Below are 12,363 nucleotides of genomic sequence, written 5' to 3' on the forward strand. Positions count from 1 at the left end.
TGTTCGGAGAGTGTGGTCAGGATCCGCGTAGTTCGCGCTTGAGGAGCTTGCCGCTCTGGTTACGCGGCAGGACGTCGACGAAGCGAACGGCCTTGGGCACCTTGAACGGTGCGAGACGCTGCTTGACGTGGTCGATCAGGGTGGGCTCGTCGAGTTCGTGACCGTCCTTGAGGACGACCACCGCGGTCACCGCTTCGATCCACTTCTCGTCCGGAGTACCGATCACCGCGACCTCGGCGACAGCCGGGTGCGTGTAGATCGCGTCCTCGACCTCACGCGAGGCGACGAGGATGCCGCCGGTGTTGATGACGTCCTTGATGCGGTCGACGACGGTGATGAAGCCTTCGGCGTCGCGGGTGACGAGGTCGCCGGAGTGGAACCAGCCGTCGCGGAAGGCCTCCTCGGTCGCGGTGGGGTTCTCCCAGTAGCCGAGGCACAGTTGCGGCGAGCGGTACAGGATCTCGCCGGGTTCTCCGTCGGGGACGTCGTTGCCGTCGGCGTCGACGACGCGGGTCTCGACGAACAGGACCGCCCGGCCACACGAGGCGGGACGCGCGTCGTGCTCCTCGGGACGGAGGACGGTGGCGAGCGGACCGATCTCGGACTGCCCGAAGCAGTTGTAGAAGCCGAGCTCGGGGTAGCGGCCGCGGAGGCGCTCGAGGACGGTGACCGGCATGATCGACGCGCCGTACTGAGCCTTGCGCAGCGACGACAGGTCACGCTTGTCGAGGTCGGGATGGTTGGTCAGCGGCACCCACACGGTCGGGGCGAGGAACAGCGATCCGATGCGCTCCTCCTCCACCAGCCGGAGGATCTCGGCGACGTCGGGTGCCGGGAGCAGCCGCACGGTCGCGCCGACCGCGAAGTACGGGATGAGGAAGACGTGCATCGCGGCGGAGTGGTAGAGCGGCATGCACACGAGCGGGTCGTCGCCGGCCGACAGGTCGAGCGCCTCGATCGACGACATGTATTCGAAGGTGAGCGCCCGGTGGGTCATCATGGCGCCCTTGGGCTTCGACGTGGTGCCCGAGGTGTAGAGGAGCTGGACGAGGTCGGTGTCGGCCACCGCCACGTCGAGCGTCGGCACGTCGCCGCTCTGCGTGACCGTCACCAGGGAATCGTCGGCGTCGCGGAGCAGGACGACGGTCTCGGCCGGCACGTCGGCCAGGACGGCGTCGAGGTTGTCCCGCAGCGCCGGGTCGACGAGCACGGCCTTCGCCCCCGACTGGCCGAGCAGGTACGACAGTTCCTCGCCGCGCAGTGCGTAGTTGATCGGCACGTGCACCAGGCCGGCGCGGGCAGCGGCGAGATATCCGATCGCGTAGCCGTCGGAGTTGGTGCCGTAGGCGGCCACGCGGTCGCCCTTGGACAGGCCCAACGAGAGCAGATGTGCGGCGGCGCGGGTGACGGCGTCGTCGAGTTCCCGGTAGGTGAACTGCCGGTCGCCGAAGCGGAGCGCGACGCGGGCGGGATAGCGTGCGGCGGTGCGGTGGAGGATGCCGTCGACGGTGCTCTGACGCGGATCGGGGGTCATGCAGCGAACTTTATAGGACGTCCAACCAACTAGTCCAGACTTAGCGATCGCTCGGGATCAACGGCCCTTCCAGACCGGGGCCCGCTTCTCGAGGAAGGCCGTCATCCCCTCCTGCGCGTCGTCGATCATCGCGTTCGACGCCATCGTCTCCGCCATCGCGGCATAGGCCGTCTCCTGCGGCAGATCGATCTGCCGGTAGAACGCCTCCTTGCCGATCCGCATCGTCGCGGGGGACGACGTGGCGATCTTCAGGGCGAGCTCGGTGGTCGCGGTCTCCAGTGTCTCCGGTTCGACGACGTAGTTCACCAGCCCCCAGTCGGCGGCGGTCTCCGCATCGATGGTGTCGCCGGTCAGCAGCATCTGCAGCGCCCGCTTGCGTCCGATCGCGCGGCTGACCGCGACCATCGGCGTGGAGCAGAACAACCCGATCCGCACACCCGGGGTGCCGAAGCGGGCGTCGCCGGCAGCGACGGCGAGATCGCACGCAGCGACGAGCTGGCATCCCGCCGCGAGCGCCGTGCCCTGCACCGACGCGATCACCGGTTGAGGGATCGACTGCACCGTCCGCATCATCTCGTTGCACGTCTCGAAGATCGCACGTTCCTCGTCGAGCGTGCGTCCGATCATCTGCCGCAGGTCGTGCCCGGCCGAGAACACCGGGCCTTCCGCGCGGACCACGATCACCTTCGAGTCGGCCGCGAGCGCCGTCAGACCGGCGATGACCTCGCGCATCGTCTCCACCGACAGCGGGTTGCGCTGCTTCGGGCGGTCGAGGGTGAGCACCCCGATACCGCTGGCCTCGTCGACAGCGATGAGCACGGGCGGGGGCAGGGTGTCGACGGCGTCGGGGCCGTCCGCAGAGCGATCCGTCACGTTCCCTTTCCTACACCACCGACGGGTTACCGGCGCGGCATCGACGAGACGAGATCCGCGACGCGGGCAGGCTCCCGGCCGAGCAGCGCCGCCGTGACGGCGCTCCCTGCGACGAAGCCTTGATCGTCGTAGAAGCCGAACATCGCCGCGAGACGCTCGCGGGCATCTGCGGGCAGGTCGCGGCCGTGGCGCTCCATCCACACAGGGACGGACACCTGCTCGATCTCCACCGACCGCCCGGCGACCGCGCACAGCTGCCGCACACTCACCGCGTCCGGTCCCCCGAGCTCGTAGGTGGCGCCATGATGGACGTCCGCGCCCTCGATGAGGACACGGGCCGCCACCGCCGCGACGTCCGACAGGGCGACGAACGAGAACGGCGCGTCGGGGTCGTAGGGGACGTCGAGTGCGTCGACCGATCCGTCGAGCACGGACGCGAAGTTCTCCGTGTACGCGCAGGGCTGCAGCACGGTCCACCGCACACCCGAGGCGTGCAGGATGTCCTCACACCGGGCCTTGTCGAGGTGGTGCGGCATCGCCGGCGTGTACGGCCAGGCGACGGAGTGGTAGACGACGTGATCCACTCCGGCCTCGGCCACCGCCTCGAGGAACCGTTCGAACAGCGCCGGCTCGTCGGGGTGCATGTTCGGGGCGATGAAGTAGACGCCGCGGCAGCCCGACAGCGCGTCGACGAGCCCGGCACCCGTCTCGAGGTCGACAGCACGATCCCCCGCCCGTCGAGCGGTGTGCACCACTCGGCGGACGGGGGTCGTGTCTGCTGTCTCCAGCGCCGCGACGACAGCCGTTCCGGTCTTCCCCGCGGCACCGATCACTGCGAGATCGGTGCCGCGGGAGCGATGGGTCGTCGTCGACATCAGTTGCCGATGAAGTCGTACTCGGCGAACTCGGCACCACCCGACAGGCGGGCGTAACCGGGACCGCGGTCGAAGAAGGGCTCCTCCTCGCCGCGCTCGGCGCGCATCTGCGCACGCAGCGCCTCGGTGGCCTCGACGTCGGCGACGGGCTCGTCGGCCGAGGTGTCCTTCAGGATCACACCGTAGTCGTCGCGGGCGCCCTCGACGGACACCTTGCGCCACAGCACGTCCCGGACCACCTCGTCGATCGGACGATCGAGCGGGTCGCCCCAGCCACCGCCGCCGGTGGTGCGGATGCGCACGACCTCGCCGGCCTTGATCGGCTCGGCGTCCGTGAGAGCGTCGAACTCACGCTCGTTCGGGCCGCCGGGATCGAGGGTGACGGAGAACGGCTTGCCGGCCTTGCCGCCCTTGACGCCCCAGCACGCAAGGATCGAACGGTCCGCGATGGACATGAAGTTCGCGTCCTTGAGCATGCGGATGTGCTTCTCGTAGCCGAGACCACCGCGGTAGCGACCGGCTCCACCGGAATCGATTGCCAGACCCAGCTTCTCGACGATGAACGGGAAACGGCTCTCGGTGAACTCCGTGGGCAGGTTCCGCGAGTCGGGCACCACGTGGATGGTGTCCTCACCGTCGGCGTAGTGCCGGCCGCCGGAGCCGCCACCGAGCACCTCACGCATGAGGTACGAGTGGCCGTCGAAGTCCTCGCCGTACACACCGGTGTAGCGAATGGTCTCCTGGTCGGCGGGCATGTTGCCGTCGACCGCCTTGGCGACCACACCGGAGAGCACACCGAGCAGACGCAGGATCACGAACGTGCGAGCGTTGGTGGGGGCGGGGAAGATCGGCGTGATGAGCGTGCCCGGCTCCGGGAACTTCATCTCGATCAGCGGCACGACACCTTCGTTGACGTCCAGTTCCGCCATGCGGTCCGGGGTGTCGGCCAGGTTGCGGAGGATCGGCGCCAGCCACTTGATGAGGAAGTTGCCGTCGGCGTAGTCACCGCAGTGGTTGATCGGCCCCTTCGCCTGCGGACCGGTGCCGTTGAAGTCCAGGATCAGACGCTCGCCGCCCTCGTCCTCCGGGGAGGTCTTGGTGAGGGTGATGCGCTGCACGTGCAGCATGGGCTCGTCCACACCGTCGTGCTCGGCGTAGTCCTCCCAGGTGTACGTGCCCACCGGGATCTTGCTGAGGATCTCGCGGCGGTACGTCTCCGTGGTGGCGTCGAGGATCGCGTCGAAGCAGGCCTCGACGGTCTCGACACCGTAGCGCTCGAACAGCTCCGACAGCCGGCGCGCGCCCATGAGGCACGCCGAGCACTCGGCGTCGAGGTCCGCGGCGAGCGAGTCGGGCATGCGGGAGTTGCGGGTCATGATCCGCAGCGCCGCCTCGTTCGGAACGCCCTGGTCCCACAGCTTGATCGGCGGGACCATCAGTCCCTCCTCGTACACCGTGGTCGCACCCGACGGCATGGAGCCGGGGCAGCAACCGCCGATGTCGTCGTGGTGGCCGAAGGCCTGCACGAACGCGACCACCGAGGGCTCGGTGTCGCCGGGGCGGGTCGCGAAGACCGGCACGGTGACGCACAGGTCGGGGAGGTGGCCGATGCCGCCTTCGGAGAGGTAGACGTCGTTGTGGAAGAAGACGTCGCCGGGCTTCATCGTCTCGAGCGGGAAGTCCCGCGCCACCGGATGCACGAGCGCCGAGTACGAACGACCGGTGAGCTTGCGCAGGTTGCGATCGTGGATGCCGGCACGGAAGTCGTGGGCGTCGCGGATCATCGGCGAGCGCGAGGTTCGGGAGATGGAGGTCTCCACCTCCATCTCGACGCTGGCGAGGTAACCGGCGACGATCTCGACGAGCACCGGATCGGGAGCGGTGCCCGAAGCGTCGGTCAGCCGGAAGGGCTTGCGCGTCGTGGCCACGGCGGGTTCGAGAGTCGCAGTCATCGGGTGGCTCCGTTCGAGTCGGATGTCTTGGTGAGGCGGATGTTGCCGAAAGAGTCGATGCGAGCGCGGAATCCGGGGTGGACCGGGATGGTCGAGCTGAATTCCTCGATCACGGCGGGACCTTCGAGTTCGTCGCCGGCACCGAGGCGGGCGCGGTCGTACACGCGGGTGGTGACCCACTCGTCGAAGTACGCCTCGCGGGTGCCGGTGAGGGCGGCGTCCGCACCCGTGCCCGGGGCGATCTCGGCGAGTTCCGGTCGCTTGATGGGTCCGATGCCGCTGACGCGGAGGTTGACCCATTCCACGTGCTGGTGGGGATCGTTGCGGAAGTCGTAGCCGTAGAGCTCGCGATGGGCCTGGTGGAAGCGTTCGGCCGCCTCGTCCATCAGTTCCTGGGTGATGGGGCCGTCGCCGACCGGCACACGCACCTCGAAGGCCTGGCCGAAGTAGCGCAGGTCCGCCGAGCGGGCGTACTGCCGCTGGTCGGGTCCGAATCCCTCGTCCTCGAGGGCACGTTCGGCCTCGGCCGCGAGGGCGTCGAGTCCGGCCTGCAGCTCCTCGATCTCCAACCGGTCGTGGCGGCTGACGTGCGTCTGCACGTAGTCGTTGCGGACGTCGACGGTGAGCAGCCCGAAGGCCGAGACGTTGCCGGGCTCGAGCGGCACGAGGACGTCCTTGAGACCGAGGATGTCGACGAGGCGGCAGGCCAGCAGCGAACCGGATCCGCCGAAGGTCACCAGGGTGAAGTCGCGGACGTCGAGACCGCGCTTGACGGTGATCTGCCGCAGCGCGTTGGCCTGGTTCCAGGCCGACACCTCGAGGATGCCCGTGGCGCACGCCTCGAACTCGAGGCCGAGACGGTGCGCGAGCTCCTCGACGCCCTTGCGGGCGAGTTCGGTGTCGAGCGGGATCTCACCGCCGAGCAGGTGGGGAGGGATGCGGCCGAGCAGGACGTGGGCGTCGGTGATGGTCGGCTCGTTACCGCCCTTGCCGTAGCACAGGGGTCCGGGATCGGCGCCGGCCGACTGCGGGCCGACACGCAGGGTGCCCTCGGGGGTCATCCATGCGATGGAGCCGCCACCGGCACCGACGGTCACCACGTCGATCATCGGGATCTTGGACGGGTAGACACCCACGCGACCTTCCGTGGTGAGGGCCGGCTCGCCGCCGACGACCACGGTGACGTCCGTCGAGGTGCCGCCACCGTCGCAGGTCAGCACCTGGTCGACACCGGCGACACCGGCGATCAGGGCCGCGCCCAGGGCGCCGGCTGCGGGGCCGGAGAGCACGGTGGTGATCGGCTGGTGCACGACCTCCTTGGCCGAGAGCACGCCGCCGTTGGACTTCATCACGTAGAACGGGATGTCGCGCTGCTCGCCCTCGGCGGAGGAGAACTCGCGCAGACGGTTCGCGATGTTGTTGACGTAGTTCCGAATGTTGGGCTTGACCGCGGCGTCGACGAGGGTCGTGATGGACCGCTCGTACTCGCGGTACTCGCGCAGCACCTCGCTGGAGATGCTCACGGTCGCCTCCGGGTACTCCTCCATGAGGATGTCGCGGACGCGGCGCTCGTGCTCGGGGTTGGCGTAGGAGTGCATGAGGCACACGCCGACGGTGAGGATCTCGCGGTCCTTGAAGAAGCGGGCGGCGGCGCGGACATCGTCCTCGTTCAGGGGACGGATCTCGCTGCCGTCGTAGGCGAGACGGCCACGGATGGTGCGGACACGGTCGGCCGGCACGATGCGGTCGGGCTTGACCCAGAAGTAGGAGTTGCCGTAGCCGTCGGGGACCGACTGGCGGGCGATCTCGAGGACGTGTTCGTAGCCCTCGGTGGTGATGAATCCGAGGGTGCCGACCTTGCCCTCGAGGAGCTTGTTGGTCGCGACGGTGGTGCCGTGGCTGACGGCGTCGATCGCGTCGCCGGTCTCGCCGAGCTGCGCGAGGACCTTCTCGATGCCGGCGAGGAAGCCGATGGCCGGATCCTGCGGTGTCGACGGGGTCTTCGTGGTGACGATGGCGCCGGACTCGTCGTCCACCGCGACCACGTCCGTGAATGTTCCACCGGTATCGATGCCGACCCGAATCTTCCTGGATCCCATGTTTCCTCCTGGGTTCTTCTCGCCGGTGTCCCACCTGACGTCTGATGACATTCCACCCGCTCAGCGGCGGTGTTTCTTTGTCACATCTCGCCGAACTCGTCGCCTGGAGTTCGGGGTTCGTGCACCTGCCACCTGCAGACGACGGNNNCCCCGGGCCGTGGTGGCCCGGGGGTGCCGTAGGTGTTCGACGAGAAGGTCAGCGTCGGGCGAGGATCGCTCCCAGGGCGACGCCCGCCAGGGCGATGCCGGCGCCCACTCCCGCGGACAGCAGAACCGTTGCTGCCGAAGGCGATCCGGCCGGTGCCGGTGCAGTTGCCGCGGCAGCCACGGGCAGCGCGGTGGTCCTCACACCCGCACCCTCGGCGACCTCGGCCACCTCGGCTCCGTTCACGGCCGTGACGGCTGCGGCTTCGGGCGCACTCGGTGCCGTCGGCAGACCGTTGGCGATCACACCGTCGATGCCGTTGAAGAACACGCCGGCCATCTTCTTCGCGACACCGGTGATCATCCGCTGTCCGACGCCCCCGACCATGCCGCCGACGACCGCGTCCGCGTCGTAGGTGAGCACGGTGCCGCCGTCACGCTCTTCGAGACGCACCGCCACATCGGCCTTGACCGTTCCCGGAGCACCGGAACCCGATGCCGTCATGACGAACGATTCGGGGCGATTCTGCTGCGACAGAACCACTTCCCCGTCGTAGGTGCCCTTGATGGAGGCCACCCCGGCGGTGATGGAGAGCTTGTAGTGGTTGTCGCTGATCTGCTCGAGCGACTGCACGCCCGGGATCGTCGCCGCGAGAACACGGCCGTCCTGCAGGCTGTCGTACACCACGTCGGGGGGTGCCTGCAGTTGCGCGGTACCGGCGATTCTCATTCGTTCTCCTTGTTTCGGGATGCCGCGTGGGTCAGACGCAGCTCGAACAACTCCGAGGGGGAAATCGGCATGCTGGTGATCGGGATGCCCTCCGCGTCCTCGACGGCCGCGGCGATCACTGCCGAGGTCGGGATGACACCGGCCTCGCCGGCGCCCTTCATTCCGAGGGGATTGAGTGCGGACGGGGTGACGGTGTGGTCCATCTCGAGCGAGTCGGGCATCTCCGTCACGAAGGGCATGAGGAAGTCCATGTACGACGCGTTGAGCATCTGCCCGTGCTCGTCGTAGACGATCTTCTCGTAGAGCGCGCCGCCGATGCCCTGCGCGACCGCGCCCTGCACCTGGCCCTCGACGATGCGCGGGTTGATGACGTTGCCGCAGTCGTGCACCACCGCGTACCGGAGCACGCGGATCTCTGCGGTGACGGGATCGGTCTCGACGATCGCCGCGTGGATTCCCGACGCGAACGTCGACGTGGGCGGCGAGTAGTAGCCGGTCGCCTCCAGGCCGGGCTGCTCACCCTCGAGGACGGGCGGCACCGACATGTCGGTCTCGGCGTTCGCGAAACCCGTTGCGCGACGGGAGGCGTCGTCGAAGGCGTAGCGGAGCGGGTTCGACAGTACGGCCACGACACCGAGCGGGATCGAGGTGCCCTCCGCGCCGGGTTCGGTGCCCACCACGCACACGTGCCCCTCGCGCAGTTCGAGATCGGCGACGTTGGCGTGGAGGTGTTCCGCGGCGATTTTCTTCGCCTTCTCCGCCACCATCTGCGCGGCGACGTGGAAGGCGGATCCGGACATCACGGCACCGCGCGAGGCGAACGTGCCGACCGCATAACCGAATCGGCGGGTGTCGCCGGTGACGATCTCGACGTCGGAGACCGGCACACCGAGATCGTCCGCGACGATCTGCGCGAAGGAGGTCTGATGTCCCTGGCCCTGGGTGGTCAGGCCCGTGGCGGCCTTGACCTTGCCCGAGGTCTCGATGAGCACGTGCGCACCCTCGTACGGGCCCGGTCCCGTGCCCTCGACGTACGCTCCCACACCGATGCCGACGCGGCGACCCTCGGCGCGGGCACGTTCCTTGTACTCCGCGAACTCGTCCCAGCCGATGAGCTTCTTGAGCTTGTCCATTCCGGCCTGGTAGTCGCCGGTGTCGTAGATGAGCGGGCGACCGTCCTGGAAGATCAGGTGGAAGTCGTAGGGCATCTCCTCGGGGCGGATGAAGTTGGTCTCGCGGACCTCGAGGACATCCTTGCCGAGATGCTTGGCGATGGCGTCCATCGCCCGCTCCATCGCGAACACTCCCTGGGGTCGTCCAGCGCCGCGGTAGGGCGTGACGATGACCGTGTTGGTGTACAGCGAGTAGGCGTCCACCCGGAAGGCGCGCGGTTTGTAGGGGCCGAGCACCTGGGTGGAGGTGTTGAGCAGCACGATGATGCCGTACGGCAGGTACGCGCCGTTGTCGTGCCAGATCGAGAAGTCGAAGGCCAGCAGCCGGCCGTCGTCGTCGAACCCGACGGTGACCTCGTGGATCTGCCCGCGCTCGTGGGCGCTGGAGACGAAGTGCTCGCGCCGGTCCTCGACCCACTTGACCTCGTTGGAGATCCCCGCCTGCCCCAGCTTGCGCGCAGCCCAGGTGACCATGACCTCCTCGGGCCACGGGTGGACGATCTTCACACCGAAACCACCACCGACGTCGGGGGCGATGCAGTGAACCTTGTTGTGTGCCATGCCCAGTCGCGCTGCGATCGCGGCACGGGCGGACGTCGAGGTCTGGGTGGACGTCCAGAAGGTCAGCGCCTTCTCGTCGTCGTCCCAGCGCGCGTAGACGCCCTTGCCCTCCATCGGCATCGACGCCGAACGTTCGATCTCGAGGTCGAGGGTCAGCGTGTGCGGTGCCGCGGCGAGTTCGGCCTCGATGTCGCCGAAACCGTGCTGGAGATGCGCCGCGACGTTGTCGGGCACATCCGGGTGGACGACGTGCGCGGCGTTGCGTGCGGTGTCGACACCGACCACGGCCGGAAGGGCCTCGTAGGTGATGTCGATCAGCGCGCAGGCGTCCTCGGCGATGTACCGGTTGTCCGCCACGACCATCACGATCGCCTCGCCGACATGGTTCACCTCGTCCTTCGCGAGCGGATATCCGTTGCGCGGAGCGGTGATCGCGGGGTGCGGGATGAGCAGCGGGAGGTTCTCGGCCATCTCGGGCGAGTCGGCCTCGAGATCGTCGTAGGTGTAGATGGCGTGCACGCCCGGCAGTTCGAGAGCCGCGTCGACGGCGATGTCGAGGATGCGGGCGTGGGCGTGCGGCGACCGGACGAAGGCCGCGGCGAGCGCGCCGTGCCCGAGATCGTCGAGATAGCGACCGTTGCCGCTGACGAGCCGGTTGTCCTCCACGCGCGGGATGGGCTTGCCGAACGACTTGCCCGACTCGGTGGCACCGCCGATGTCGGCGGGAGCGAGGTCGGTCGTCGTGCTCGTCGAGACCGAGCTGGAGACCGGCGAATCGGAGACACTGGTCATGCTCGTCCTGCCTTTCCTCCGACCGGAGCGGTGGTGCCGCGAACCTTGGCATCGAGCGAGGCACGGGCCGCCTCGCTGTCGGGGCCGAGCGGTGAGCCTCCGGACCGTTCACGCTTGATCTCGGCGGCGCGCAACACGGCCGCCCGGATGTTCTGATAGCCCGTGCACCGGCACAGATTGCCCGCGATCGCCTCGGTCGCCTCCTCGTGGGTGGGCGATGGGTTCTCCTCGAGGAAGGCGGCGATCGTGGTGACGAATCCCGGTGTGCAGAAACCGCATTGCAGACCGTGACAGTCGACGAACGCCTCCTGCACGGGATGCAGGGTGCCGTCCGGTTCGACGAGCCCCTCGACCGTCGTCACCGAGCGGCCCTCGAGGCTCGCGGCGAGCACGAGGCACGACCGCACCGGCTTGCCGTCGAGCAGCACCGTGCACGCGCCGCACACACCGTGCTCGCATCCCACGTGGGTGCCGGTCTGGCGGAGGTGATGACGGATCGCGTCCGATGCCAGCGTGCGCGAGGGCAGCACCACCGTCTGCGTCACGCCGTTGAGGGTGAAGGTCACGGCGACGTGGTGCTCGCCGGTCTCCGCCTGCAGCTCGTCGACCTGTTCGGCGACGGTCCGCCGCGAGGCGTCGCGACCACCCTTGTGGATCGAACTCGTCATCGACTTCCTCCCGTGTGCATCGGTACCCGTGTGTCGTCGCGGATCGCGTCCTGCGCGGCCGCGAAGCCGACACGGCCGGTCAGTGCCGCCACCAGCTGTGACCGGTAACGGTCGGTGGCGTGGATGTCCGCCTCCGTCTCGACGGTCTCGCGTGCCTTCTCCGCGACCTGCTGCCAGAGCGGGTCGCGCTCGTCGTGCGCCGAGGCCCCGCGCAGGATGTCGGTGTAGTCGACGACCTGCCCGAGCTCTCCCGCGGAGACGTAGGTCATCCGGGCGGACGTCACCGCGCCGTCCTCGACCTCCACCTGCGCGACCACGCCGACGAGGGCGTAGTCGCCGTGGCGTCGTGCGATCTCGTCGATGGCGGTGCCGGTACCCGGACGCGCCGCCGGCACCGTCACGCTGGTCGCGATCTCGTCGGCTTCGAGGGTCGATTCGAGCGGCCCGGCGAACAGCTCCGAGGCGGGGATCTGCCGGACTCCGCGCACGGAGCGGACGGTGAGCGTTCCGCCGAGCAGCGACAGCACGGCCGGCATCTCCGCAGACGGATCGGCGTGGACGATCGAGCCGACGGTCGTTCCGCGATTGCGGATGGTCGGGTGCGCCACCAGGCGGAGCGCGCGGCCCAGCAGGGGTTGGACCCGCGCGACCGTCGGATCGGATTCGAGCGCTGCGTGGGTGGTGAGCGCGTCGAAGGTGACGCCGAGTTCCGACGAAGCGGAGATCGCGTCGAGGCGCGGGATCGAGCCGATGTCGACGAGGTGAGCCGGTGCCGCCAGGCGCATCGACAGCAGCGGAATCAGTGACTGGCCGCCGGCGAGCACTTTGCCCTCGTGCGCGACCCCTGCAAGGATCTCGCAGGCTTCATCGATCGACCGCGGTCGGTGATAGGTGAGTGGCGACGGTTTCATTGAACAGATCCTGCCCGCATAGTGCGATCGACGTTTCGTGGAGAAGTGACAA

General features: G+C 68.6%; 9 protein-coding genes. All 9 read right to left on the reverse strand.

Features of this window, described 5'->3' with window-relative positions:
• Positions 1-16 precede the first annotated feature (16 nt).
• Positions 17-1,534 carry an acyl-CoA synthetase gene (locus tag ACLBYD_RS14180; RefSeq protein WP_024102173.1) on the reverse strand — a complete coding sequence of 506 codons (1,518 nt, stop codon included), beginning with the start codon at positions 1,532-1,534 and terminating at the stop codon, positions 17-19.
• Positions 1,535-1,591: 57 nt separating this feature from the next.
• Positions 1,592-2,407: an enoyl-CoA hydratase gene (locus ACLBYD_RS14185; RefSeq protein WP_447816945.1), complete on the reverse strand. Its 816-nt coding sequence runs from the start codon at positions 2,405-2,407 to the stop codon at positions 1,592-1,594.
• A 26-nt stretch (positions 2,408-2,433) separates the two neighbouring features.
• Positions 2,434-3,282 (reverse strand): SDR family oxidoreductase, encoded by an 849-nt coding sequence (locus ACLBYD_RS14190; protein ID WP_447816946.1) that lies wholly within the window; start codon positions 3,280-3,282, stop codon positions 2,434-2,436.
• A complete protein-coding gene (locus ACLBYD_RS14195; RefSeq protein ID WP_447816947.1) occupies positions 3,282-5,234 on the reverse strand; it encodes a hydantoinase B/oxoprolinase family protein in 1,953 nt (650 codons plus the stop codon). The genes ACLBYD_RS14190 and ACLBYD_RS14195 overlap by 1 nt, the downstream gene beginning before the upstream one ends.
• Positions 5,231-7,333 (reverse strand): hydantoinase/oxoprolinase family protein, encoded by a 2,103-nt coding sequence (locus ACLBYD_RS14200; RefSeq protein ID WP_447816948.1) that lies wholly within the window; start codon positions 7,331-7,333, stop codon positions 5,231-5,233. The genes ACLBYD_RS14195 and ACLBYD_RS14200 overlap by 4 nt, the downstream gene beginning before the upstream one ends.
• 196 nt (positions 7,334-7,529) lie before the next feature.
• The gene (locus tag ACLBYD_RS14205) at positions 7,530-8,207 is read right to left on the reverse strand and encodes an SRPBCC family protein (protein ID WP_447816949.1); all 678 of its coding nucleotides are present in this window, start codon (positions 8,205-8,207) and stop codon (positions 7,530-7,532) included.
• Positions 8,204-10,732 (reverse strand): aerobic carbon-monoxide dehydrogenase large subunit, encoded by a 2,529-nt coding sequence (cutA, locus tag ACLBYD_RS14210; RefSeq protein ID WP_447816950.1) that lies wholly within the window; start codon positions 10,730-10,732, stop codon positions 8,204-8,206. Before cutA ends, ACLBYD_RS14205 begins: the two co-directional genes overlap by 4 nt.
• Complete coding sequence (locus tag ACLBYD_RS14215) at positions 10,729-11,400, reverse strand: (2Fe-2S)-binding protein (RefSeq protein ID WP_016692494.1); 672 nt, start codon at positions 11,398-11,400, stop codon at positions 10,729-10,731. The genes cutA and ACLBYD_RS14215 overlap by 4 nt, the downstream gene beginning before the upstream one ends.
• The gene (locus ACLBYD_RS14220) at positions 11,397-12,311 is read right to left on the reverse strand and encodes an FAD binding domain-containing protein (RefSeq protein ID WP_447816951.1); all 915 of its coding nucleotides are present in this window, start codon (positions 12,309-12,311) and stop codon (positions 11,397-11,399) included. The genes ACLBYD_RS14215 and ACLBYD_RS14220 overlap by 4 nt, the downstream gene beginning before the upstream one ends.
• Positions 12,312-12,363: the final 52 nt, after the last annotated feature.

The organism is Rhodococcus sp. C26F (assembly GCF_053345925.1).

What these genes read in the sequence shown, in the direction of transcription:
- ACLBYD_RS14180 (WP_024102173.1), bottom strand. Translation starts at nt 1,534, where the DNA reads ATGACCCCCGATCCGCGTCAGAGCACCGTCGACGGCATCCTCCACCGC.
- ACLBYD_RS14190 (WP_447816946.1), bottom strand. Translation starts at nt 3,282, where the DNA reads ATGTCGACGACGACCCATCGCTCCCGCGGCACCGATCTCGCAGTGATC.
- ACLBYD_RS14195 (WP_447816947.1), bottom strand. Translation starts at nt 5,234, where the DNA reads ATGACTGCGACTCTCGAACCCGCCGTGGCCACGACGCGCAAGCCCTTC.
- ACLBYD_RS14200 (WP_447816948.1), bottom strand. Translation starts at nt 7,333, where the DNA reads ATGGGATCCAGGAAGATTCGGGTCGGCATCGATACCGGTGGAACATTC.
- ACLBYD_RS14205 (WP_447816949.1), bottom strand. Translation starts at nt 8,207, where the DNA reads ATGAGAATCGCCGGTACCGCGCAACTGCAGGCACCCCCCGACGTGGTG.
- cutA (WP_447816950.1), bottom strand. Translation starts at nt 10,732, where the DNA reads ATGACCAGTGTCTCCGATTCGCCGGTCTCCAGCTCGGTCTCGACGAGC.
- ACLBYD_RS14215 (WP_016692494.1), bottom strand. Translation starts at nt 11,400, where the DNA reads ATGACGAGTTCGATCCACAAGGGTGGTCGCGACGCCTCGCGGCGGACC.
- ACLBYD_RS14220 (WP_447816951.1), bottom strand. Translation starts at nt 12,311, where the DNA reads ATGAAACCGTCGCCACTCACCTATCACCGACCGCGGTCGATCGATGAA.